Raw genomic sequence first — 24,461 nt, forward strand, 5'->3', positions numbered from 1 at the left:
CGGAGTCTGTCCATGACCGCGATTGCCCACCCCCCGGCCAACGCCCAACCGTCGAACACCACGCGGCGTGCCATCTATTTGCTGACCGGGCTGCTCCTGGCCAACCTTCTGGCCTGGGCCTGGGCTCTCATGGAGTTTGGCAACAACCCGGTATTGATGGGCACCGCCTTGCTGGCGTACGGCTTCGGCCTGCGCCACGCCGTGGACGCCGACCATATCGCCGCCATCGACAACGTCACCCGCAAACTGATGCAACAGGGGCAGCGCCCGATTGCCGTGGGCACCTGGTTCTCCCTGGGGCACTCCACCATTGTGGTGCTGGCCTCGTTTGCGATTGCCGCCACGGCCATGGCGTTCAAGGACGACATGCAGTGGTTCCATGAAACCGGAGGCCTGATCGGCACCCTGGTGTCCTCGGTGTTCCTGTTGCTGTTCGGCCTGCTCAACCTGGTGATCCTGATCTCGGTGTACAAGAAGTTCAAACAGGTCAAGGCCGGCCACACCCTGCTCCCCGAAGAACTGGACCTGATAGCCACCAACAAGGGCGGTCTGATGGCGCGGATCTTTGGCCGGGTGTTCAACCTCGTTAATAAAAGCTGGCACATGTACCCGGTGGGGTTCCTGTTCGGCCTGGGCTTCGACACCGCCACCGAAATCGGCCTGCTGGGCATCAGCGCCACCAGCGCCTCCCACGGCATCAGCCTGTGGTCGATCATGGTGTTCCCGGTGCTGTTCGCCGTGGGCATGGCCCTGATCGATTCACTGGACAACTTCGTGATGATCGGCGCCTACGGCTGGGCGTTCTCCAAACCGGTACGCAAGCTCTACTACAACATCACCATCACCGCCGCCTCGGTGGTGGTCGCGCTGTTTATCGGTGGCGTCGAAGCACTGGGGCTGATTGCCGAAAAGCTTGAGCTAACGGGCGGTATATGGACGCCGATCAATGCCATCAGTGAAAACTTCGGCGAAATTGGCTACTGGATCATTGGCATGTTTGTGCTGTGCTGGCTGATTTCAGCCCTCAACTACTACATCCGCGGTTATGACCAACTGGCTGCCAATCGCTGATACGAGGCTCAAGCATGCAGATCGCATGTGGCAGCCCGGAAAGCCTGACCTACACTCCCCTCACCCTTTAACAGACGCGTCGTAGGTGCCATGACTTTATTACAGGACGTAAAAAATCGAATCACCTTTGCCTATGGGGTCGCCTTGCTGGTGGCCATCAATGGCTTCCTCATGTTCTTACCGGTGTTGCAACGCGGGGTTGCTCACGCCAATAGCACCTCAGGCTCATTTGATACCTGGAAGGAGGCCTTGAGTTTTCTGGCCTTGCTGGAAATCCCGGGGTTCGTGGTGGGCTTTGTGCTGGTGCTGATGTCGCTGGGGTTGTTGATCAAGTCCAGAATCAGCTGGTTTTTCGCGCTGTTGCTGTTGATCGCCACCGTCTGCGTTGACTTTTTCATCCTTAAAAAACCCGATGGCGTGACCATCCTTTCCCTGGTCTCGATTGCAGTACTGGCCTTCTATTGGCGCCGGTTTGACCACTACAGCCTGGCCACGGGCAGCTTCTTTGCGGTGGTGAGCATTGCCTCGCTGATTGTCTACAGCACCCTGGGCACGCTCTATATCGGCGACGGGTTTGCACCGGCGGTGACCGACCTGCCCTCGGCGTTCTACTTCGCCATCGTGGTCATGTCGACCGTGGGCTTTGGCGACATCGTCCCGCACACCACCGATGCCCGGTTCTTTACCCTGACCGTTATCGTGCTGGGCATCACCATCTTCGCGATCTCGGTGGCGTCCATTGCCGGCCCGCTGATCAGCAACAACATCCAACGAATCGTTAAAGGCAGGATTACCCACATGTCCCGTAAAAATCACTACATCCTCGTCGGCGTTGGCTCTCTGGCACAGAACGTCTACAAAGGCCTGACCGATCGCGGCGAACATGTCACCGTCGTCTGCGCCGCCGGCAGCCAGCACGACCTGCCCGAAAAGGCAGACATTATTGAGGGTGATCCGTCGGCAGCTGCAACCCTGAAAACTGCCGGCGCAGCGGATGCCAAATACATCGTGACCCTGTGCGACAGCGACGCCGAGAACGTGTTCACCATTCTGGCCGCCAAGGAAGTGGCCGGGGACGAAACCCAGATCATCGCGCTGGTCAACGAAACGCGGAACATGCCCAAGGTCAAACGCGTCAACCCGACCATGGTGCTGTCGTTGCCGCTGCTGGGCAGCGAGCTGCTGGTGCGTACCCTGCAGGGCGATGAGATCAACAACGACCTGATCACCGAGATGTTCTTCGGCAAGCGTACGTCGCTGGCGTAAACACGAGCGGTGTTCTGTGGGAGCGAGCCTGCTCGCGAAGATCATTCGCGAGCAGGCTCGCTCCCACAGTTGAGGGCTTTATCATGTTTTATTGCGAGGTATCGGGGGCAGGCGTGCCCTTGGCCCCGGCCAACAAACCCAGCTCAACGGCTGCAAAACCGATCACCAGGCTGAGCACCAGATAGCAGATGGAGACAAATACGCCGGTCGGGTCATTCATCATCTCAACGGCGCCGAACACAAAACTGGAGAACGTGGAAAGCCCGCCCATGATCCCGGTGCCGACCATCACGTGTACGTACTGATTGATCCGGTTGTTCTTGAACAGCGACGTGGCCACGCCCAGAAGGAAGGCGGCGACGATATTGACGACAAAGATGTCCATGGGAAAGCCATCGGCCAGACGCGGCACCGACAGCATCACAAACTCGCGGCACATGGCGCCAAACGCGCCGCCGACGAAAATCAGAATAATCATGTTCAGCATGGTGTTTGCTCCTGTGTCAGCGCGCCAGCCAGGCGCCGAATGCGGCGGCGGCCAGACCGACCAGTACCGAAATGATCAGATAGCCTGCCGCCCAGGCACGATCCTTGGCTTTGGCCAGTTTGGAAGCATCCAGCTGCATACTGCTGAAAGTGGTGTAGCCGCCAAGAATACCGGTGAGCACGGCAGCACTCAGGAAATCTCCATAGCGGTCGCGCCAGTCCACGGTAAACAGGATGCTCAGGTACCCGATCACAAAGGCGCCGCTGACGTTGATCAAAAACGTGCCCAGCGGGAACGGACCTTTATAAAACTGGCCCACGCGAAGGCCTATCCACCAGCGCAGCAGCGACCCCAGCCCGCCTCCCAGTCCGACCCAAAAAACATCCAGCGCAGTCATGAAATTCCCTCTCGTGCCTGTTGGTTAGTGGGGGGAACTCTAGTTCAGAATTACCAGGAGGCACGTGATTTGGAGCATGAGGGGCACCACACACTTTCTTGAACGTTGTGTCTGGTATTAACGAGGAGGACTTGGTAATTGAATAGCCGCTTAGAAATGGAAGTCACTTGCGAAAGTCCCACTGTGGGACTAGGATCGTTCTATGAGAATTGTTGCGACCAGTCCGCTCGAAAAATTTTGGCAACAGCATCCGGGCTCGAAACAGTCTTTCCTTTGCTGGATAGATCAGGCCAGGCAGGCCAACTGGCAAACACCCGTCGACATCAAGGCCCAGTTTCGCCAGGCCAGCATTCTCAAAAGCAGCAGAGTCGTATTCAACATCAAAGGTAACGAATATCGACTCGTGGTCGCTGTGGCTTACCGCTACAGCGCCCTTTACATCAAATTCGTCGGTACGCACAAACAGTACGACGCCATTGATGCTGATACCGTTGAAATGGAGTAACCCATGAATATTCGTCCAATCCGTACTGAACAAGACTACCAGGACGCCCTGAAGGCTGTTTCCCCTCTGTTCGACAAAGAACCGGAACCAGGCACACCGCAAGGCGACTACTTCGATGTCATGATCACCTTGATCGAAGCCTATGAAGCGAAGCACTTCCCCATAGACCTGCCCAACCCGATAGAGGCCATACGCTTCAGGATGGAGCAGTCCGGGCTGTCACCTGCCGATCTGGTGCCCGCTATCGGAAGGCAGAACCGGGTTTACGAGGTGCTCAATGGCAAGCGAGCATTGACGCTGCCCATGATTTGGAAACTGCATGAGATGTTTGGCATCCCGGCAGAAAGCTTGATCAGGCCGGCAAAACCCGAAGCCGCCAGGTATCCCGTCACCCCGGCGGTTTAAATACAGGCGATTGCGATGAAAAGGAGTACCCTGCCCTCCGGCTTTATCCCCACGTTTATGGACCCCCTATGTTTCCCAACGCTGAGCGCTACAACCACTCCACCGAATACGCCAACAAACTGGTCGACCGCATCGGTCAGACCCCTGCCTGGATTGCCCAGCGCATCGGCGTCACCGAAAAGCGCATGCGCTACATCCTCGCAGGCTCGCGCACGATCAAAGGCGACACCACCGAAATCATCATGACCTACGCCGAGCAGTTTTGCCTGGAGTGCCTGGCCGCCGAGGCCAAGGCCGCTAAAGACCGCGCCAAATCCAAGTCGACAACACCGGCCAGCGACGCTTAAAACAACCCCATCTGCCCGCCCACCAGCGCGCTGAAGTCGTCGTCGACAAACACCAGAATCGCGTCCGCCACCGGTTGTAGCTGACGCGTCAGGTAGTGGTCGTAATCCACTTCTGCGGTGCGGTTCTCCAGCGGTTGGGGCCCGGCCACAGTGATCACGTAGCTGATGGTGCCGCCGTTCTGGTACTGCCGGGGCCGACCGTGCTGGTCGTTGTATTCATCGGCCAGCCGCGCCGCCCGCACATGGGGCGGTACGTTGCGTTCGTAATCACTGAGCTGGCGACGCAGACGCTTGCGGTAGATCAGCAGGTCGTCATGCTCGCCCGCCAGGGTGCTGCGCACAAAATCGCGCACATAGTCCTGATAGGGCTGACGATTGAAAATGCGCAGGTACAACGCCTGCTGAAACTGCTGGGCCAGCGGCGACCAGTCGCTGCGCACGGTCTCAAGCCCCTTGTAGACCATCTCCCGACGCCCGTCCGGGTGCACGACCAGCCCCGCGTAACGCTTTTTACTGCCCTCTTCGGCTCCGCGAATCGTGGGCATCAGGAACCGGCTGTAGTGGGTTTCGAACTGGAGTTCAAGGGCACTGGTGAGACCGTATTCGTCACGTACATGGGCCTGCCACCACTGATTGACGTGCTGCACCAGTTCGCGACCGATACGGGCGGCGTCTTCTTCACTGTGTTCGCTGCGCAGCCAGACAAAGGTGGAGTCGGTGTCGCCATAGATCACGCTGTAACCCCGGGCCTCGATCAAGGCCCGGGTCTTGAGCATGATTTCATGCCCGCGCAGGGTGATCGACGAAGCAAGCCGCGTGTCGAAAAAGCGGCAGCCGCTGGAACCCAGCACCCCGTAAAACGCATTCATGATGATTTTCAGGGCTTGAGACAACGGTGCGTTTTTTTCGCGCTTGGCGACTTCGCGACCATTGGCCACCCGTTCGACAATGGCGGGCAAGCAATGCCGGGTTCGCGAAAAGCGCGCCCCGCGAAAGCCCGGCACCGAGGCCTCGTCACTCGGGTCGCGCAGCCCTTCCACCAGCCCCAGCGGGTCGATCAGAAAGGTACGGATAATCGACGGGTACAGGCTTTTGTAGTCGAGCACCAGCACCGACTCATACAGGCCCGGCTGAGACTCCATCACAAAGCCGCCAGGGCTGGCCTGGGGTGGTTTGTCGCCCAGATTGGGCGCGACAAACCCCTGGCGGTGCATCAAGGGCATGTACAGGTGATAAAACGCCGCCACCGAGCCGCCGCTGCGGTCCGCTTCAAGGCCCGTGACCGAGGCGCGCTCCAGCAGAAAGGTCAGCAACTGGGTTTTCGCAAAGATTCGCGTGACCAGCTCGCAGTCCTTAAGGTTGTAGCGCGCCAGCGCAGGCTTGTCCTGGGCAAACATGCGGTTGATTTCGTCCATGCGCTGGTACGGCGTGCTGATGTCCTTGCCCTCACCGAGCAAGGTCTGGGCGACGTTTTCCAGGCTGAAGGAAGGAAACGACCAGGTGGCCGAGCGCAGCGACTCAATACCGTCGATGATCAATCGGCCCGCGGCACTGGCGAAAAAGTGGTTTTTGCGGGTGCCGTGTTCGCGCCACTGCATTTCACTGCCTGCACGCCCCAGCAGCAACGGGATACCCAGGCGGCGGGCATGCTCATGCAACACCCGCAGGTCGAATTGAACGACGTTCCAGCCAATGATTGCATCGGGATCATGTTGCGCCAGCCACTGGTTCAGGCGTAGCAGCAGATCGCCCCGGGTGGCGCAAAACTCAAGGTCGAAGTCCACCGCCGTGTCGGCCTCAGTGGCCTTGCCCAGCATGTACACCTGGCGCTGGCCGCAGCCCTCAAGGGCGATGGAATACAAATCGCCCTGGGGGCTGGTTTCGATGTCCAGGGATACCAGTTTCAAGCGCGGGCGATAGTCGGGATGGGGTTTGATCCGCGTGTCCAGCAACGGACCATCGCCCTGGGCAAGGCCGCCGAAACTCACCGGCGCGGTGATAAAGCGCTCCATCAGGAAACGCTCGGGCGGGCGCACATCGGCCTCGAACACATCGATCCCGGCACGACGCAGGCGCTGGGCAATGTCCATCAACTGGGCATGTTGCCGGCAGTAAAGGCCGATCACCGGGCGCGATTGAAAGTCACACAGCGCCAGTTCACGAAACTCGATACCGCGCTCATCCTGCAGCAGCGTCTGCGCCTGGGCGCGCTGCGCTGCCGGGATAAACGCGGTTGATGCCTGATAAGGCACGCGCACGTGCCGGGGGCCCTCATCGGTGGCCAGCCAGAACTCGACCTCGATGCCCGCTGGCGTGTCGCGCCAGTGCCGGGTCAGGACAAAACCCTGTTTCAAGTCCACCGCTGCAGCCTCACAGATCGGCCTGACGGGTTACAGGCATGTCGCCAGCATGGCCAGGCGGCGCATCGCTGCGCTGTCGTCGGGCTGTTTTGCGTAATAGCTCACCGCCGTTCCCGTGCCTTGCGACACCAGATCGGCAAAGGACTCGGCGCTGCGGGTGTAAACCGTCTGCTGGCCCGGCTTGTCGGTATTGATATAGGCACTGGCATCGACCCCGAACACGCCTTCGTCCTGCCACGAGAACTTGACGCACTCGGCAACCAGCGGCATCGGTTTGGCCGAGCTCAGCACCCGTGTCGGGCTTTTGCTGCGCGCCTCATTCATCGCCGGTGAAATACAGCCGGCCAACAAGGCCAGGCTCACAGCGCCGATCAGCATTCGCATTGGATGTCCCCTGAAAAAGTTGAGCACGATAGCACGCTGATAGCGCGGTTTCATTTTCACCGCCCTCCCTTCGCACACAAGTTACCGCTGGTCGCCAAACAGTGACGTGCTGCACAGAACCTACTAGCACTTCGCTACACGCCTGGCGAAGCATCGGTTTGCTGCTAGCGTTATCAGACAGTTCCCACACGATACATAGGGTCAGCACCTTTGCCCCACTTGACAAAAAACGCCAAAACGCGATTGAAGGAGCAATGCAATGGGGTTGACCACCGCCCGAAAGGCCAGTTACACCGCACTTACGCTGGCCATGGTGCCGCTGATGGGTTGGGCTGATAACGCTCGAGACTGGCAAAACCTGCCAACCGATTTGAACATGCTGTTTGGCTACTACAGCCGGGTCGACACCAACACCCCTATTGATACCTCGCTGCCCATAGACGGCCTGTCACTCAATGCTGACGTTTACATCCTGCGACTTGCCCGTTCATTCGCAGTCGATGGCCGCAACAGCGCAATCCAGATCCTGCAACCCTATGCAGACCTTTCGGCGTCGTTCGACAACGCGCGGTACTTCAGCGGCACCAAGCACAACGGCGGCATGGGCGACACCCAGGTGGTACTGGTGCACAACATCTTTGGCGGCCCGGCCCTGTCCAAGGAAGAGTTTGCCAAGGCAACGCCCGAAACCTTCCTGACGGGTGCGGTGTGGGTCACCACGCCAACCGGAGATTACGACAAGAATCGGGTGATCAATATCGGTGCCAACCGCTGGGTGTTCAAACCGGAGCTGGGCTTCGGCACACCGTTTGGCCCGACGTGGCTGGAGGTCAATACCTGGGTTTCACTGTTCGGTGACAACGACGATTACCAGGGCGACAGAAAGCTCGAACAAAAACCGCTGTATGCCGTCGAAGGCCACTACAGCTACACCATCAACCGTGCGTTGTGGGCGTCGCTGGATGCCACTTACAGCCGCGGCGGCGAAACCAAAATCGACGGTGACTGGCAGGACAACAAACAGGAAAACACCCTGGTAGGCGCCAGTATGGGGTTCATGCTGTCGCCCCAGTTCGGCGGCATGCTGGCATACACCGACACAGTGGCGGAGCGCACGGGCTCACCCGATGTCGCCACCTGGACGGTTCGCATGCAGTACGTCTGGTAGAGGCCGCCCCCATGCCCCCCTTCCGTCACGCCTTGCTGGGCCTGCTCCTGGCAATTACCGGTCAGGCGCAGGCTGGCGATGCAGTTGCCATTGAACCCGGGGCCTTGCAGGCACTGGAGCGGATGGGCAGCTATTTGCGCAGCCTCAAGCAGTTCGGCGTCGAGGCCCGCAGCCAGACCGATCAGGTGCTGGAAAACGGTCAGACCATCGAATTTCACCATGCCACCCGACTGCTGGCCCAACAGCCTGACAAGCTGATGGTTTCGGTTGACGACCAGGGCATGCGGCGCAGCCTCTATTACAACGGCAAGACCTTCACCCTCTACCAGAGCCCCAGCACCTACTACGCCCGCACCCCGGCGCCTGCCAGCATTGACGCGCTGATCGACGTGCTCGACGTGCGCTACGGCATTGAATTGCCGCTGGCGGACCTGTTCCGCTGGAATGCCGGCACCGCCCGGCAGGTGGGGCTCAAGTCCGCCGTGCTGATTGGCAGCGACACCCTGGACGGCCAGCGCTGCGACCATTACGCCTTGCGCCAGGACGATATCGACTGGCAGTTGTGGCTGCGCCAGGGGGAGCAACCTCTGCCCTGCCGCCTGACCATCAGCCGCCGTGACATCCCCGAAAAGCCCCGCCACAGCGTGGACTACACCTGGCAACTCAACGCACCGATCAACGCCGGCAGCTTTGAGTTCGTACCGCCCGCAGGCGCTCAAGAAGTGCCCCTGCAGTGGGCGCCCAACAAGTACAGCCTGGAGGCACAGCCATGAAGCGCATGCATTGGCTGCTGTGTGGCGTGCTCAGTGCCAGCCTGCTGCATACCTCCATCGCCCAGGCCTGGCAAATGCGCAATGGGGGCGGCGCACGTACCTTTGTCGTGCCCCACAACGGCGGCCATCCACCGCCGGCCCCGCACCCCATGCCGCAGCCACAACCGCATCCGCAACCCGGGCCGCATCCCTATCCACAGCCAGGGCCGCATCCTTATCCGCAACCACAGCCGGGGCCACACCCCTACCCTGGTCCCGGGCCTCACCCGCCACCGCCCATGCCACCGCCGCCGCCCCCTCCACCGCCGCCACCGGATAACTGGTATCACCCATGGGCCGCAGCCGCAGTGATCGGTGCAACCACGGCGACGGTGCTGGCCATCGGTACGCAAGTGGCCAGTGTGCCGCCGGGTTGCGTGTCGGTGGTGGCCAGCAATGTGGCGTATCAGCACTGTGGCCCCACCTGGTACCAACCGCGTTACGTGGGCGGCAATGTGCAGTTTGTGGTGGTCCCCGCCCCCTGGTAATCGTGCTCAAGCAAGGAATGCTTTATGACAGCGCTCAACGATCTAAACGCCCTGCAAGCCAGCATCGCCGAAGCGGTGCTGGGGCAGGATGAGGTTATCCGCCAGATCATTGTCGGCCTGCTGGCCAACGGGCATCTGTTGCTGGAAAGCCTGCCGGGGCTGGCCAAGACCCGTACCGTCAAGGCGCTGGCCAAACACCTGGACGCCAAGATGAGCCGCATCCAGTTCACCCCCGACCTGTTGCCTTCGGACATCACCGGTGCCGAGGTGCTGCATCAGGTCGACGGACAGAACCAGATCATGTTCCAGCCCGGCCCACTGTTCGGCAACCTGATCCTGGCGGACGAAATCAACCGCGCCCCGGCCAAGGTGCAGGCCGCCTTGCTGGAAGCCATGGAAGAACGCCAAATCACCGTGGCCGGCAACAGCCATCAATTGCCCGAGCTGTTTATTGTGCTGGCCACCCAAAACCCTATCGAGCAAGAAGGCACCTACCCGCTGCCCGAGGCGCAGATGGACCGCTTTCTGATGAAGGTATTGCTCGACTACCCCAACCCTGCGCACGAGTCGCAAGTGTTGCGCATGCTGCGGGCCGAGGAACAGGCGCAAGGCGCCACGGCCGATACTGCCCCGGGGTTCGCCCTGGGCCAGGAGGCCATTTTCGCCGCCCGCCGTGAAGTCAGTGCGGTGGCCGTTTCGCCCGCCATCGACCGCTACCTGATCGACCTGATCAACGCCACCCGCCACCCCGCCGACTACGACCCTGACCTGGCGCGCTGGATCGCCATCGGCGCCAGCCCCCGGGGCGGCATCGGTCTGGACCGTTGCGCCCGGGCCGACGCCTGGCTGCGCGGTCAGGCATTCGTTTCGCCCGATAACGTGCGCGCGGTGGTGCATCCAGTGCTGCGTCATCGCCTGCAACTGAGTTACGACGCAGTGGCCGATGGCGTCAGCGCCGATCAAGTACTCGACCGACTGCTCGAAAAAGTCGCAATACCGGCCTGAGGAGCTTGCCGATGTACGCTCCACAGCAAGCCGCCGATGGATTGGTGTATGTGTCTCTGGCGCAATTGATGGCGCTGGAATTCAAGGCGCGTGCGTTGAGTTTTGTCGCCCGCCAACCCCAGGGCAGCATCCTTTCGGGCAACCATGCTTCGCGCTTGCGCGGCCGTGGATTGAATTTCGACGAGCTGCGCCGCTACCAGCCCGGTGACGACCTGCGCCACCTCGACTGGCGGGCCTCGTTGCGCACCGGTAAACCGGTGGTGCGCACCTTTACCGAAGAGCGCGACCGCCCGGCGCTGATCCTGGTCGATCAGCGCATGTCGATGTTTTTTGGCTCCAGCCACAGCTTCAAATCCGCCACCGCCGCCGAGCTGGGCGCATTGGCCGCGTGGATGGTTTTCAACGCCGGCGACCGGGTCGGCGGGCTGGTGTTCAACGACCAGCGCATCGACAGCATCGCCCCGTTGCGCAGCCGCAAACGGGTCGAAGCGCTGTGCAGCAAAATCGTGCAGCAAAACCAGCAGCTCAATGCCACGCAACCCGACTGCGAAGACGCCGACCAGCTGGACAAGGTGCTGCAACACTGCCTTGCCGTAGCCGGTCATGACCACCTGATTTGCCTGATCAGCGATTTCGCCGGTGCAGGCCCGCGCACCCTGCAGCTGATGCGCCAACTGGCGGTGCACAACGATGTGATCGCGATGCAGGTCTACGATCCCTTGGCGCTGGACCTGCCCAAAAACGGCCGCTTGCTGGTGACCCAGGGCCAACTGCAAGTGGAGCTGGCGGTGCAGCACCCGCACATCCGCCAACCCCTGGGAGACTTTCTCAGCGGCCGTTTCAAGGACATCGCCAGCCTGCTGCGCCGCAGCCAGGTGCCGTTGATGATGTTCAGCACCGCGCTGGATGCCCACAGCCAACTGCGCACTGAACTGGGCAAACTGGGCGGGCCGCGTCGATGAGCACTCCCATCCCCAGCATCGATCAACTGCAAAACCTGGCCTTGCCTGCGCCCGTCAGTTACATGCCGCAGACCTGGGGCTGGTGGGCGTTGCTGGGGGTTGTGCTGGCCGGGCTGGCGGTCTGGGCCGCACGCACTTACTGGCTTTGGCGGCGTAACCGCTACCGGCGCGAGGCCTTGCAGCGTTTGGCCCAGCTGCGCGCGGCCAACGACCCGATCGCCACCCTGCGCGAGCTGCCCACGCTGCTCAAGCGCGTGGCCCTGTCCATGCCGGCCCCACAGGCTGTTGGCCCGTTGCAGGGGGCAGCCTGGCAAGGCTTTTTGCGCAGCCACAGCCCGCAACCGCTGCCAGACGATTTCAGCGAGCAACTGGCGTTCCTGGCCTATGCCCCGGATGACCAGTTGCTGGCATTGCCGGACACCCAGCGCCAGTACCTGTTCGAGACCTGCACACGCTGGGTGGAGCAACACCATGTTGCAGTTTGATTACCCCTGGTTGCTGCTTTTGCTGCCTTTGCCGTGGTTCGGCTACCGCTGGCTGCCTGCGTACCGCGAGGCCCGCAGCGCAGTGCGAGTGCCGTTTTTCAACGCCATGAGCCGCGCCATTGACCAGGCGCCACAGGCCGCCGGCACGCGGCATAACCTCTGGCAACTGCTGCTCAATCTGTTGGTGTGGGCGTTGCTGGTGGTGGCCGCAGCCAGACCGGTGTGGGTCGAAAAGCCCATCGAACGCCAGCAGCCGGTGCGCGATCTGATGCTGGCCATCGACATCTCGCAATCGATGGAAACCACGGATTTTACGGACGCCAACGGGCAAAAGATCAACCGCCTGGCCGCCGTCAAACAGGTGGTGCAGGACTTTATCCAGCGCCGCAAGGACGACCGCATCGGCCTGATCGTGTTCGGCAGCGGCGCCTACCCCCAGGCGCCGCTGACCCTTGACCACGCCAGCCTGTCGTTGCTGCTCGAAGACACCGGGATCGGCATGGCCGGGCCCAACACCGCCATCGGCGATGCCATTGGCCTGAGCCTCAAACTGCTCGACCAGGCCCACGAGCCGGAAAAGGTGCTGATCCTGCTCACCGATGGCAACGATACCCACAGCGCCATCCCCCCGACCCGTGCCGCCGCAATGGCAGCGGCCAAAGGCGTGGTGATTCACACCATCGGCATTGGCGACCCGAATGCCGAAGGCGAAGCCAAGGTCAACCTCTCCGCCCTGCAAAGCATCGCCAAAAGCACCGGCGGCCAGTACTTTCGCGCCGAAGACCGTGACAGCCTGAACCAGGTATACGCCACCCTCGACCGCATCACCCCGCACCAGGTCAAAACCCTGAGCCATCAACCCAAGCGGGACCTGTTCTGGTTGCCGCTGGCGGCGGCCATCAGCCTGTTGGCGCTGTATCACCTGGGCGCGCTGCTGGCCTCGCGGCTGCATCAACGCCCGACCCGGCAGGAGGTCTGAAATGGAGATCAACCTCAGCGACTTCCACTTTCTGCGCCCGTACTGGCTGCTGCTGGCTGTGTTCGGCGCCCTGCTGCCGTTGCTGTGGCGCCGCAGCCATGACCAGCAGCGCCGCTTGCGGGCGATAATTGCCCCGCATCTGCTGCCCCACTTGCTGATCACCCCGCAAGACCCTCACCGCCTGCGCCCGGTACACTTGACGGCCGCCTTGCTGATCCTTGGCGCCATCGCGGCGGCCGGGCCCACCTGGGAACAGGATCGCCCGGCGTTCCTGCAAAACCGTGCCCCGCTGATCATCGCCCTGGATTTGTCACCGTCGATGGACGCCAGCGATGTGCAACCGACGCGCCTGGAAGCCGCCAAACACAAACTCCACGACCTGATCGCCCGGCGCAGCGGCGCACGCACGGCCTTGATTGCCTATGCAGGCAGCGCGCACCTGGTATTGCCCGCCACCGACGACCCGGCGTTGCTGGACAGTTTCATCCAGGCCCTGGGCACTGACCTGATCGCCCTCCCCGGCAAAAATGTGGCGGCAGTGATCGAACAGGCCAAGCGTCTGCTGCAAGCCGAGAAAGCCCCCGGCACTTTGCTGCTGATCACCGACGGCGCCGACACCGCTCAGCTGGACAGCCTCAAACCACTGCTGCAAGGCAGCGCCCTGCAAGTGCTGGTACTGGCCGTGGGCAGCGCCAATGGCGGGATCATCCGCGATGCCAGCGGCCAGCCGCGCACCGACAGCAATGGCCGCCCGGAGCTGGGCAGCTTCGACAGCGCCGCACTCAAGCAACTGGCCGCCGCCACCGATGCGCCGCTGGGCAGCCTGACCATCAATGATGACGATCTGGACTGGATCGAGGGCCACGCCCGGCAGCACTTTCAGGCTGCCAGCGATGAACAGCGCGAACTGCAATGGAAAGACGCAGGCTACTGGCTGTGCGGGCCACTGCTGTTGATCGCGTTTTTCTCGGTGCGCCGTGGCTGGAGCCTGAACTGGAACGCCGTGCTGGTGCTGGGCGCAGGCCTGGCCCTGCAGCCGGCACCCGCTGAGGCCAACGCCCTGACCGATGCCCTGACCGATGCCTTTTTCACCCGTGACCAGCAAGGGCGCTGGGCCTTTGAACATCAGCATTACCCGGCAGCGGCCGAGCTGTTCGTCGACCCTTACTGGAAAGGCATCGCCGCCTACAACGCCGCCGATTTCGACCTGGCACTGGCCAGCTTTGCGCAACTGGACACCCCCCAGGCGTACTTCTATCTGGGCAATATCTACGTGCGCCGCTTCAAGTTCGAGCAAGCGATTGCCGCCTACCGCCAGGCGCTGACCTTGCAACCGCAGTTCCCCGAAGCCAGCGCCAACCTGGCCCTGGCACTGGCCCTGTTGAAAGACACCGACAGCGCCGAGCAAAACACCCCCGAGGTCAAACCCGACGCGATCAAGTTCGACAAGCAACCGGGCAAGGGCCAAAGCAAGCCGCTGCAAACCCTGCAAGCGGCCAGCGACGAGCAATGGCTGCAAAACCTCACCACGTCCCCGGCCAACTTCCTGCGCCAGAAATTCAGCCTGCAGGACCAGACCGCACAGCAACCGAAGGTGGCGCCATGAAGCGCCTGGGCTTGACCTTGCTGCTGTTCAGCGCCCTGGCCTGGGCTGATGAGCCGCAGTTGCTGGTGCAAACCCGCCTCGTGCCGGGTGACGCAGTGGTGGTCGGCGAACCCTTGCAGCTGCAAGTCGATGTGCTGACCAACACCTGGTTCACCAGCGCCGCGACGCTGCCGGAGCTGTCGATCCGCGGCACCGATATCTTGCCGCCCAATGCCGAAGCCCAGCACCTCACACAAACCCTGCACGGCCAGACCTTGACCGGTCTGCGCTACACCTACCGCATCACCGCGAACCTGGCGCAGGGCTTTGCCATCCCCCCTTTCACCGTGCGGGCAACCCCGGCCCAGGCCAGCCATGAGCTGTCGGCGCAAACACCGGCGATGCAGTTCCGCGCCAGCCTGCCGAGCGGCTTCAGCCCCGGCGAGCCGGTGCTGGTGGCCAGCGCACTGCGCTTTAGCCAAACCATCAGCCCCAATGCCGGCCCGTTCAAGGTCGGTGACAGCCTCAGTCGCACACTGACGCTACAAGCGGACAACACCCCCGGCCTGTCCTTGCCAACGCCTGCGCTGGGCACCCTCCAAGGGCTCAGTGCTTACCCGAAAACCCCGCAAGTGCGCAATCTGGACGACGGCCGTGGCAGCTTTATCGGCGGGCAACGCATCGACCGCGTGAGTTATCGCATCGAGCGCGAAGGCGACTTCACCCTGCCGGCGATCAGCGTCAAATGGTGGGACAGCGTGAACCGCAAGGTGCAGGTCAGCCAGGTACCCGGGTTCAGCTTCAAGGCCACAGCCAACAGCGGCGACAGCCCGGTGTTTTCCATCACCCGCGACCTTGAACAGCTGGGGCAACCGACCCGGCTGCACATCCCCGGATCGCTGTTGTTCCTGGGCTCAATCCTGCTGCTGGCAGGCATCGGCTATATGACCCGCCGCCGGTTGCAGCACGGTTTGAGCGAGGTCAACCACTGGCTACGCACGCGACCTCCACGCAAAACCTATGGTTTGCGCCCACTTAATCCTGGTCATGAAAAGGACTTCCAAGAATGAATACATCAAAACCAGTAGCCATGGGAGCGAGCCTGCTCGCGAACGACCTTGGCGAGCAGGCTCGCTCCCTACGGGGCTGCTACAAGAGGCCCTTGACCGGCAACAGAGCATTTACAAAAGCGCTGACGGCCTTGCTGTTTGCCCTGCCCCTGTTCGCGCAAGCGGCAGATCCGCTGCCGTCCTGGAACGACGGCCCGGCGAAAAAAAGCATCATCGAGTTTGTGCAGACGGTCACTGCTCCGAACAACAAAGGCTTTGTACAACCCGAAGCGCGGATTGCCGTATTCGACAACGACGGCACGTTGTGGAGCGAGCAACCGGGTTACTTCGAAGAGCTTTTCGCCTTCGACGAAATCAAGCGCATGGCCGCCCAGCACCCGGAGTGGAAAGACCAGCAACCATTCAAGGCGGTGATCGAGAATGACCACAAAGCCCTGGCAGAAGGCGGCATGGAAGGCCTGCTGAAAATTTTCATGGCCACCCACGCCGGGCTCACCACTGATGAGTTTCGCGACAACGTCCAGCGCTGGCTGAGCACGGCCCGCCACCCCACCACCGGCAAGCCCTACACCGAGATGGTCTACAAGCCAATGCTGGAAGTGCTCGACTACCTGCGCGGCCAGGGCTTCACCCCGTACATGGTTTCGGGTGGCGACACCGGGTTTATGCGCGTGTTTGCCGAAGAGGTGTACGGCATCCCGCCGGAACACGTGATCGGGTCCACGTTTGTCACCGAGTACCAGCTCAAGGACGGCAAGCCATCCATTCTGCGCACCGCCAAAATCGCCCACAACGATGACGGTCCCGGCAAACCGGTGAGCATCGACAGCGTGATTGGCCGCCGGCCGATCCTGGCCTTCGGCAACTCAGACGGCGACCTGCAAATGTTGCAATGGACCGCGGCAGGCGCTGGCCCGCACTTTATGGGGCTGGTGCACCACACCGACGCCAAGCGCGAGTGGGCGTATGACAAGGACTCCAAAATAGGGCGCCTGGACAAGGCCCTCGATGAAGCAAAAAAGCAAGACTGGACTATTGTCGATATGGCAACCGAATGGCGGCAGATTTACCCATTTGAGTCCACCGGCACACAGCACCCGCAATAAAAAAAACGGCAGTCAGGATTGCACTAAACGTTGGTCGCGCTAAGCGACTCAAGCTAACAAGGAGTACGTTGCATGGCTCGAATTCCCACGTGGTTACCCCAAATCGCCCTGGTGGCGGCTTCGGTGATGGCCTTAACCGCCACCGCTGTTGCCGCCGAAAAACCCAACATCCTGGTGATCTTTGGCGATGACATTGGCCAGTCCAATATCAGCGCCTATTCCATGGGTGTGGTGGGCTACAAAACCCCCAACATCGACCGGATTGCCAAAGAAGGCATGATGTTCACCGACTACTACGCGGAGAACAGCTGCACCGCTGGCCGCTCCTCGTTCATCACCGGGCAGACACCGCTGCGCACCGGCTTGTCCAAGGTGGGCGTACCGGGCGCGCCGGTGGGCCTGCAAAAACGTGATATCACCATTGCCCAGGCGCTCAAGTCCCAAGGCTATGCCACCGCGCAATTCGGTAAAAACCACCTGGGGGACCGCGACGAATACCTGCCGACCAACCATGGTTTTGACGAGTTCTTCGGCAACCTGTACCACCTCAATGCCGAGGAAGAACCCGAGCGCCCTTACTGGCCAAAAGACGACCCTGATTTCGTCAAAACAGCTTCGCCCCGTGGCGTGATCCACAGTTTTGCCGACGGCAAGATTGAAGACACCGGCGCCCTGACTGCCAAGCGCATGGAAACCATCGACGACGAAACGACGGCAGCCGCACAAGCGTTCATCGAAAAGCAGGCCAAAGCCGACAAGCCTTTTTTCGTCTGGATGAACACTACGCGCATGCACTTGTTTACCCACGTGCGCGATTCCATGAAGGGCCAGAGTGGTATGCCCGGCAACGACTACGCCGATGGCATGCTTGAGCATGACGGCGATGTCGGCAAGCTGCTCAAAACCCTCGACGACCTGAAACTGACCGACAACACCATCGTGGTCTACACCACCGATAACGGGCCGAACCAGTTCTCCTGGCCGGACGCGGCCACCACGCCGTTCCGTAACGAGAAAAACTCCAACTGGGAAGGCGCTTACCGCGTACCGGCGATGGTTCGCTGGCCGGGCAAGATCAAGCCGGGCGAAGTCAGCAACGAGATGTTCTCGGGCATGGACTGGTTCCCGACCCTGCTCGCCGTGGCAGGCGACACAGACGTCAAAGGCAAGCTGCTCAAGGGCTGGGCCCCGGTAGCCGGCGGCACCAACTTCAAGGTGCATCTGGACGGTTACAACCAACTGCCGTACCTGACCGGTCAACAGCCTAAAGGTGAGCGTCACGAGTTCTACTACTTCAACGATGACGGCATGCTGGTGTCGATGCGCTTTGACAACTGGAAAGCCGTGTTCTGCGAACAACGTGAACCGGGCGGCTTCAAAGTGTGGAGCGAGCCTTTCGTGTGCCTGCGGGTACCGAAAATCTTCAACCTGCGCATGGACCCGTTCGAACGTGCGGACATCGTGTCTGACCAGTATTACGACTGGGCCACCAAAAACGTTTACCTGACCGGCGTGGCTACAATGAAAGCGGCCAAGTTCCTCGAAACTTTCGTCGACTACCCGCCGAGCCAAAAACCGGCCAGCTTCAGTGTCGACCAGGTGCGTGCTGCCGTAGACGCCAAGATCGCTGAAAAAATGAAGAACCAGCCGGCGCAGTAAGCCGTGTAAAACCAACCCTCACCCCTCTCCCGCAGGGAAAGAGCGCTGATGTGTGATGTTGCGCACATCAGCTTCTGCCTTCGGTTCCCTCTCCTCCCTGGAGAGGGTTAGGGTGAGGGACTTCTTATCGTTATGCGCTCCATCCGAATTCTTTCTGCACAAGGCCCTGCGCAATGCCGTTAGCCCTCTCCGCGTCTCAGACTGCCCCTCGCACAACGGTATTAATGCCTGCCTTGTTGCTCTTCATCTCCGGCGCCGCAGCGCTGATTTATCAAGTTATCTGGATCAAGCAACTGTCCCTGGTGATCGGCGTCGAGGTGTACGCCATCACCACCGGCATCAGTGCTTTCTTTGCAGGTCTGGCACTGGGCGGGCTGCTGTTTGGCCGTTTTGCCGACCGTCTGGGCAAACCCCTGCTGCTGTACGCAGGTCTTGAGATCGGCGTGGCACTGCTGGGGGTTGGTGCCACTCTGGGGCTGAGCATGGCCGCCGCGCCGTTCGCCTGGCTCGACCGGCAGATCGGTCTGCTGGCCTGGTTTTTACCCTTGCTGTTGGTGGGTCTGCCCGCGCTGTTGATGGGCGGCACCTTGCCGGTACTGATGCGCGCACTGGCGGCTGACCCGCAGCACCTGGGCCGGGCCGGTGGCCGTCTGTATGCCGCCAACACTGCCGGGGCCATTGTCGGCACCTTGCTCACCGCCTTTGTGCTGATCGCCACCCTCGGCGTGCGTGGCAGCGCCATGGCCGCCGCCGTGCTCAACCTGGTCGCCGCTCTGGGTGCGCTCCTGCTGCAACGCAATCGTGCCACCCCCGCCGCCCCGGCCAAAACCCCGGCCACACCCCATACCCCGGCACGTTTGGCCATGGTGCTGTATGCCATTGCCGGCGGCGTGGCGCTGGGTTACGAAGTGGTGTGGTCGCAGTCCATCGTGCAATTCATGAGTACCCGTACCTACGCCTTTGCCGTGGTGCTGGCGACTTATCTGACCGGGTTGTTTATCGGCAGCAGCCTGATGGCCCGCCGGGTTGATCGCATCCGCGATCCCTGGGGCCTGTTCGGCTTGCTAATCGCAGGCGCGGGCCTGGTGGCCTTGCTGGAGATCGCCCTGCTCGGGCGCTGGCTAATCGTTCTGCAAACCCAGGCCGAAGCCCTCACCCTGGCGATGGGCGGCAGTGTGCTGCTGGGTATGAGCAGCCGTTTCGCAGTGGCCGCGCTGAGCATCGTATTTGTCCCTACTGTGCTGCTGGGCGCCGCCTTCCCGCTGGCCGTGCGGCTGTGCGTGGGCCCGCACCGGGTGGGGCGCGATGTCGGTGCGGTGGTGGCGTTCAACACCCTGGGCGGGATTGTCGGGGTTGCACTGTGCGGCTTTGTGTTGATTCCGCTGCTGGGACTGGTGCGCACCCTGGGGCTGCTGGCGATCATCGCCGCCACCGTAGGTTATGTGGCGGTGCGCCAGGGGCACGGGGTGAAAAAAGGTCGCCGCCAGGCGGTGATCGCGGTCGGTCTGGCGGCGCTGCTGGTGGCCTGGCTGACACCCGTTGACCGTCTTGCCAGCCTGCTGCCAGGGGCGCGCAACGCCGAGCTGGCGTTCTATGAAGAAGGCCGCGGTGGCACTGTCGCCGTCGTGACCCAGGGCAAGGGCGAACGCGCCTTTCACCGTTTGTACATTCAGGGCGTGTCCAACACCGGCGACGCCATGCCTTCGCTGCGCTACATGCGCATCCAGGCCTTGCTGCCGCTGCTGATCCACAACGGCGAGCCCCGCTCGGCACTGGTGATCGGTTTCGGCACAGGCATCACGGCGGGCGCACTGCTGCGCTATCCGCAACTGGAACAGCGGGTGGTGGCGGAGCTGTTGCCCTCGGTGGTCAGCGCCGCTTCGCTGTTCAAGGGCAACTTCAACGCCGCAAACGACCCGGGCCTGCAGGTGCGCTTGCGCGATGGCCGTCAGGAACTGCTGCGCAGCCAACAACGCTATGACCTGATCACTCTCGAACCACCACCGCCCTCCGCTGCCGGCGTGGTCAACCTGTACTCGCGGGACTTCTACCAACTGGCCGCAGAACGCCTGCAACCCAAAGGCCTGGTCGCGCAATGGCTGCCATTGCCGACGCAAAACATCGACGACTCGCGCTCGCTGGTGCGCAGTTTTCTCGACGTGTTCCCCTACGCCACGCTGTGGACCAGCGAGTTTCACGAAATGCTGCTGGTGGGCTCCCTGGAGCCGATTGAGCTGGACGCTGCCCGCATCAGCGCCCGCTTCGAACAACCCGGCGTGCGCGATGCCTTGCAGGATGTCGGCGTAGCCTCGGCGGCGGCGATGCTGGCCACCTGGGTGACCGATCGCCAGGGCCTGGAACGCTTTGCCGCCGACGCCCCTGCCGTGACCGACGACCAACCCCATATCGAGTACGCACCCTGGGTGCGCGCCAAGGAAATCAGCCGGGTGCTCCCGGCGCTGCTTGACCTGCGCCAACCGTTGCCGCTGATCAATGCCGACCCGGCTTTTGTCGAGCGGATGAATATTCACCAACAGCGTCTGATGCAGTTTTACCGCTCCAGCCTGCACGCCTATGATGGCGATCGCGAAGCCTGGGGCCGCGACATCCGTGAAGTCATCCGCGGTGATGGCGCCAACCCGTATTACCGATGGTTTGTCGGCGAAAGATAGTTAATCAGATACGGAAGTCGTAATGCCCAATACTAAAAATAAAGCCTCACCTGACCAACCTGATTTGCGCCCTACCCTGATGAGCCGTTACCTGTTCCCCGTGATCATCGCCGCGTTGCTGGTGGTGGTCGCGGGGTTGTGGTTTTTCCTCAATCGCCCGCAACCCGCGGCACCGCTGGCCCATGAGCCGGCGGTGGCCGTAGTGGCAGCCCCCGTGATACCCAAAGCGGCGCCCGCGAACATGGTCGATGAGCAGCAATGCCAGGGTTGCCACAGCGCTCAAGTCAAGGACTGGCAAGGCTCGCATCACCAGCTCGCCATGCAGCAGGCCGACCCGCAAACCGTGCTGGCCAACTTCGATAACGTCCAGTTCAAAAGCGAGGGTGAACGCACCCGCTTCTATCGCCAGAACAACGAGTTCTGGGTCAACACCCCGGGCGCAGACGGCAAGCCTGCTGACTTTAAGGTGGCCTACACCTTCGGCATCGCCCCGTTGCAGCAGTACTTGATCGACGTCGGCGACGGCAAATTGCAGGCGCTGGGCATCGCATGGGATACCGAGAAAAAAGGCTGGTTCCACCTGTACCCGGGCCAGGGAGTGAACTTCAAGAACCCGCTGCACTGGAGCAAGCCCAGCCAGAACGCCAACTTTATGTGCGTCGAATGCCACACCACCGGCTACAAGCGCAACTTCGATGCCGCGACCAACAGCTTCAACAGCCAATGGAACAGCCTTGGCGTCGGTTGCCAGGCGTGCCACGGCCCGGCCTCCAATCACCTGCAGGCAGTGGCCGGTAAAAGCGATCTGCCCCATGCCGGTTTCGACGTCGACCTCAACAGCAAGGACGCCACCGCAGAGATCGAAACCTGCGCCCGCTGCCATGCCCGCCGCGCGCCCCTGGGCGATGGTTTTACCGTTGGCAAGCGCTTGATGGACGACTACCTGCCCAGCGTACTCACCCGCGAACTGTATGCCCTGGACGGCAAAATCAAGGATGAGGTGTTCGAACATGGCTCCTTTGCCCAAAGCAAAATGTTCGACAAGGGCGTGCGCTGCAGCAACTGCCACAACCCCCACAGCAACGAGCTCAAGGCACCGGGCAATGGCGTCTGCCTGCAATGCCACAACCCCGCAGGCAAGGCCGCGATCCCCGGCATCGATGACAAGGGACTACAGGCCAAAAACTACGACTCGGTGGAGCACCATCGGCACACCGAGGGCAAGCCCGGTTCCCAGTGCGTGGATTGCCATATGCCCGGCAAGCTGTACATGGGCAATGACTTTCGCCATGACCACAGTTTCAGCCTGCCCAACCCGGTACGGGCCAAGACCCTCGGTACCCCGGATGCCTGCCTGACCTGCCACCAGGGCAAGGCGGGAGACAAGGTGACCGAGCAATTCAAACTCTGGACCGCCCATGACGCGCCCCAGGCCGCCCGCTACGACGAAAGCCTGTGGCTGATCCGCGGCGGCCAACCCGGCGCAGCGCAGGCGTTGTACGAGCAGTTGCAACGCAGCAATCTGCCGGCGATTCAACGGGCGACGTTATTGGCCGAACTGGCGGGCTACCCCAGTGAATCGGCCTTGAAGCTGGCCAGCAAAGACCTCAACGACCCGGCGCCGCAAGTCCGTGAAAGTGCCGTGCGGGCCGTGAGTGCATTCCTGCCACCGGCCGAGCGTCAGCCGCTGCTGACACCGCTGCTCAATGACAGCGTGCGTGCGGTGCGCATCATCGCTGCGCGCAACCTGCTGGGGGCGTCACGCAATGGTCTGGGTGCGGCGCAAGGCGCTTGGGAGAAGGCCATCGGCGAGTACGAGGCGGTGCAACTGAGCCTGGCCGAGCGGGCCGAATCCAATCTCAACCTGGCCATGCTGTATCAGGCCAGCGGCCGCAATGCCGAGGTCGAGCCCAAGCTGCGGGCCGCCCTGCTCAGAGATCCGGACTTCTTCCCGGCACTGGTGACCCTGGCCCAATGGCTGGAGGCCAGTGGTCGCAGCGTCGAGGCCAAAACCCTGCTCGGCGACGGGATCAAGGAACACCCTGACGCGGCGCTGCTGCAACACACCCAGGGCTTGGCGCTGATCCGCGCAGGCCAGCCGGCACAGGCCATGGCCGCGTTGCAAAAGGCGGTGAAACTGGAACCCGAGAGTGCGCAATACCGCTATGTGCTGGCGGTGGCACTGCACGAAAGTGGTGAGGTGGATAAAGCCTGCGCGCAACTTGAAGACCTGCTCAAACGCCAGCCTTCAAACCGTGATGCGCGGCTGTCGTTGATCCAGTTCTACCTCGACAGCGGCCAGGAACCCAAGGCGCAGGCGGTGCTGCAGGCCTGGAAAAAGATCAACCCGCACGATGTGGCGTTGAAGTGATGGGTGCTAAGCGGCGGGGTACGTAAAACGTGTAGCCGCTGCCACTCAATATTGCAGTTATTCACCCCGCTGTGGGAGCGAGCCTGCTCGCGAAGGCATCACTGCGGTTGGCCAGACAGAGCGCGTCGCCTGCTTCGCGAGCAGGCTCGTTCCCACATAAAAAGGGGGCTGTTTCAGGTCTGATCATTGCCTTGGCTTTTGCTGTATAGCCACGCGATTGTCCAAACGACACGAGCGCCCCTCAAAGAAGACCGAACCCAGGGGCTGTTATGGGGGTTGCCTGTTTGGTGGCGGGATCTGTGACGCCTCCAATCCGCTGTGGGAGCGAGCCTGCTCGCGAAGGCATCACTGCGGTTGGCCAGACAGAGCGCGTCGCCTGCTTCGCGAGCAGGCTCGCTCCCACAAAAAAAGGGTGCTGTTTCAAGGCTGATTATTGCCTTGGCTTTTGCTGTATAGCCACGCGATTGTCCAAACGACACGAGCGCCCCTCAAAGAAGACCGAACCCAGGGGCTGTTATGGGGGTGGCCTGTTTGGTGGCGGGATCTGGGACGCCTCCAATCCGCTGTGGGAGCGAGCCTGCTCGCGAAGGCATCACTGCGGTTGGCCAGACAGAGCGCGTCGCCTGCTTCGCGAGCAGGCTCGCTCCCACATAAAAAGGGTGCTGTTTCAAGTCTGATCATTGCCTTGGCTTTTGCTGTATAGCCACGCGATGGTCCAAACGACACGAGCGCCCCTCAAAGAAGGCCGAGCGCAGAGGCTGTTATGGGGGTGGCCTGTTTGGTGGCGGGATCTGTGACTCCTCCAATCCGCTGTGGGAGCGAGCCTGCTCGCGAAGGCATCACTGCGGTTGGCCAGACAGAGCGCGTCGCCTGCTTC

22 protein-coding genes are annotated in these 24,461 nt (G+C 61.7%); 18 read left to right on the top strand and 4 right to left on the bottom strand.

The genetic code is table 11. The features are described 5' to 3' along the window. Positions 1 to 12: 12 nt before the first annotated feature. Complete coding sequence (locus BLW11_RS18535; RefSeq protein ID WP_048360968.1) at positions 13 to 1,071, top strand: HoxN/HupN/NixA family nickel/cobalt transporter; 1,059 nt, start codon at positions 13 to 15, stop codon at positions 1,069 to 1,071. Between the two features lie 90 nt (positions 1,072 to 1,161). Then, positions 1,162 to 2,337, top strand: coding sequence for a voltage-gated potassium channel protein (kch, locus tag BLW11_RS18540; protein WP_048360967.1), 1,176 nt, complete (start codon positions 1,162 to 1,164; stop codon positions 2,335 to 2,337). An 88-nt stretch (positions 2,338 to 2,425) separates the two neighbouring features. Here kch and crcB (BLW11_RS18545) read toward each other — a convergent pair whose 3' ends face one another. Then, a complete protein-coding gene (gene crcB, locus BLW11_RS18545; protein WP_048360966.1) occupies positions 2,426 to 2,824 on the bottom strand; it encodes a fluoride efflux transporter CrcB in 399 nt (132 codons plus the stop codon). 16 nt (positions 2,825 to 2,840) lie between these two features. Continuing rightward, positions 2,841 to 3,221 (bottom strand): fluoride efflux transporter CrcB, encoded by a 381-nt coding sequence (gene crcB / locus BLW11_RS18550; RefSeq protein WP_048360965.1) that lies wholly within the window; start codon positions 3,219 to 3,221, stop codon positions 2,841 to 2,843. Positions 3,222 to 3,423: 202 nt separating this feature from the next. Here crcB (BLW11_RS18550) and BLW11_RS18555 point away from each other — a divergent pair, with 202 nt between their 5' ends. The 3 genes from BLW11_RS18555 to BLW11_RS18565 all read left to right on the top strand — a co-directional run bounded on the left by BLW11_RS18555 (position 3,424) and on the right by BLW11_RS18565 (position 4,478). Beyond that, a complete protein-coding gene (locus BLW11_RS18555) occupies positions 3,424 to 3,726 on the top strand; it encodes a type II toxin-antitoxin system HigB family toxin (RefSeq protein WP_048360964.1) in 303 nt (100 codons plus the stop codon). A gap of 3 nt (positions 3,727 to 3,729) precedes the next feature. After that, on the top strand, positions 3,730 to 4,131 hold the full coding sequence (locus tag BLW11_RS18560; RefSeq protein WP_048360963.1) for a helix-turn-helix domain-containing protein: 402 nt from the start codon (positions 3,730 to 3,732) through the stop codon (positions 4,129 to 4,131). Positions 4,132 to 4,199: 68 nt separating this feature from the next. Beyond that, on the top strand, positions 4,200 to 4,478 hold the full coding sequence (locus BLW11_RS18565) for a hypothetical protein (RefSeq protein ID WP_048360962.1): 279 nt from the start codon (positions 4,200 to 4,202) through the stop codon (positions 4,476 to 4,478). Here BLW11_RS18565 and BLW11_RS18570 read toward each other — a convergent pair. After that, positions 4,475 to 6,838, bottom strand: coding sequence for a DNA polymerase II (locus BLW11_RS18570; protein ID WP_048360961.1), 2,364 nt, complete (start codon positions 6,836 to 6,838; stop codon positions 4,475 to 4,477). The two genes, BLW11_RS18565 and BLW11_RS18570, sit on opposite strands and share 4 nt — an antisense overlap. Before the next feature lie 30 nt (positions 6,839 to 6,868). Further along, positions 6,869 to 7,222 (bottom strand): hypothetical protein, encoded by a 354-nt coding sequence (locus tag BLW11_RS18575; protein WP_048360960.1) that lies wholly within the window; start codon positions 7,220 to 7,222, stop codon positions 6,869 to 6,871. Positions 7,223 to 7,481: 259 nt separating this feature from the next. Here BLW11_RS18575 and BLW11_RS18580 point away from each other — a divergent pair, with 259 nt between their 5' ends. The 13 genes from BLW11_RS18580 (at position 7,482) to BLW11_RS18640 (ending at position 23,584) form a co-directional block, all read left to right on the top strand. Continuing rightward, positions 7,482 to 8,390, top strand: a complete 909-nt coding sequence (locus BLW11_RS18580; protein ID WP_048360959.1) for a transporter — start codon at positions 7,482 to 7,484, stop codon at positions 8,388 to 8,390. A gap of 11 nt (positions 8,391 to 8,401) precedes the next feature. Beyond that, positions 8,402 to 9,163: a DUF2092 domain-containing protein gene (locus BLW11_RS18585; RefSeq protein ID WP_048360958.1), complete on the top strand. Its 762-nt coding sequence runs from the start codon at positions 8,402 to 8,404 to the stop codon at positions 9,161 to 9,163. Continuing rightward, positions 9,160 to 9,690 carry a hypothetical protein gene (locus tag BLW11_RS24130; protein WP_048360957.1) on the top strand — a complete coding sequence of 177 codons (531 nt, stop codon included), beginning with the start codon at positions 9,160 to 9,162 and terminating at the stop codon, positions 9,688 to 9,690. Before BLW11_RS18585 ends, BLW11_RS24130 begins: the two co-directional genes overlap by 4 nt. 24 nt (positions 9,691 to 9,714) lie before the next feature. Continuing rightward, positions 9,715 to 10,695 (top strand): AAA family ATPase, encoded by a 981-nt coding sequence (locus BLW11_RS18595; RefSeq protein WP_048360956.1) that lies wholly within the window; start codon positions 9,715 to 9,717, stop codon positions 10,693 to 10,695. Positions 10,696 to 10,706: 11 nt separating this feature from the next. Next, the gene (locus BLW11_RS18600; protein ID WP_048360955.1) at positions 10,707 to 11,657 is read left to right on the top strand and encodes a DUF58 domain-containing protein; all 951 of its coding nucleotides are present in this window, start codon (positions 10,707 to 10,709) and stop codon (positions 11,655 to 11,657) included. Next, the gene (locus BLW11_RS18605; RefSeq protein WP_048360954.1) at positions 11,654 to 12,142 is read left to right on the top strand and encodes a DUF4381 domain-containing protein; all 489 of its coding nucleotides are present in this window, start codon (positions 11,654 to 11,656) and stop codon (positions 12,140 to 12,142) included. The genes BLW11_RS18600 and BLW11_RS18605 overlap by 4 nt, the downstream gene beginning before the upstream one ends. Beyond that, positions 12,129 to 13,121, top strand: a complete 993-nt coding sequence (locus tag BLW11_RS18610) for a vWA domain-containing protein (protein WP_048360953.1) — start codon at positions 12,129 to 12,131, stop codon at positions 13,119 to 13,121. Before BLW11_RS18605 ends, BLW11_RS18610 begins: the two co-directional genes overlap by 14 nt. A 1-nt stretch (position 13,122) precedes the next feature. Then, positions 13,123 to 14,727 (top strand): VWA domain-containing protein, encoded by a 1,605-nt coding sequence (locus BLW11_RS18615; protein ID WP_048360952.1) that lies wholly within the window; start codon positions 13,123 to 13,125, stop codon positions 14,725 to 14,727. Further along, positions 14,724 to 15,776, top strand: coding sequence for a BatD family protein (locus BLW11_RS18620; protein WP_053069568.1), 1,053 nt, complete (start codon positions 14,724 to 14,726; stop codon positions 15,774 to 15,776). The genes BLW11_RS18615 and BLW11_RS18620 overlap by 4 nt, the downstream gene beginning before the upstream one ends. A 92-nt stretch (positions 15,777 to 15,868) precedes the next feature. After that, on the top strand, positions 15,869 to 16,882 hold the full coding sequence (locus BLW11_RS18625) for an HAD family hydrolase (RefSeq protein WP_048360951.1): 1,014 nt from the start codon (positions 15,869 to 15,871) through the stop codon (positions 16,880 to 16,882). A gap of 72 nt (positions 16,883 to 16,954) precedes the next feature. Further along, positions 16,955 to 18,541, top strand: coding sequence for an arylsulfatase (locus tag BLW11_RS18630; RefSeq protein ID WP_048360950.1), 1,587 nt, complete (start codon positions 16,955 to 16,957; stop codon positions 18,539 to 18,541). A 173-nt stretch (positions 18,542 to 18,714) separates the two neighbouring features. Beyond that, positions 18,715 to 21,213: a spermidine synthase gene (locus BLW11_RS18635; protein ID WP_048360949.1), complete on the top strand. Its 2,499-nt coding sequence runs from the start codon at positions 18,715 to 18,717 to the stop codon at positions 21,211 to 21,213. A gap of 22 nt (positions 21,214 to 21,235) precedes the next feature. Further along, a complete protein-coding gene (locus BLW11_RS18640) occupies positions 21,236 to 23,584 on the top strand; it encodes a tetratricopeptide repeat protein (protein ID WP_048360948.1) in 2,349 nt (782 codons plus the stop codon). Positions 23,585 to 24,461: the final 877 nt, after the last annotated feature.

This window comes from Pseudomonas deceptionensis (genome assembly GCF_900106095.1).
In the GTDB taxonomy this organism is placed as follows: Bacteria; Pseudomonadota; Gammaproteobacteria; order Pseudomonadales; family Pseudomonadaceae; genus Aquipseudomonas; species Aquipseudomonas deceptionensis.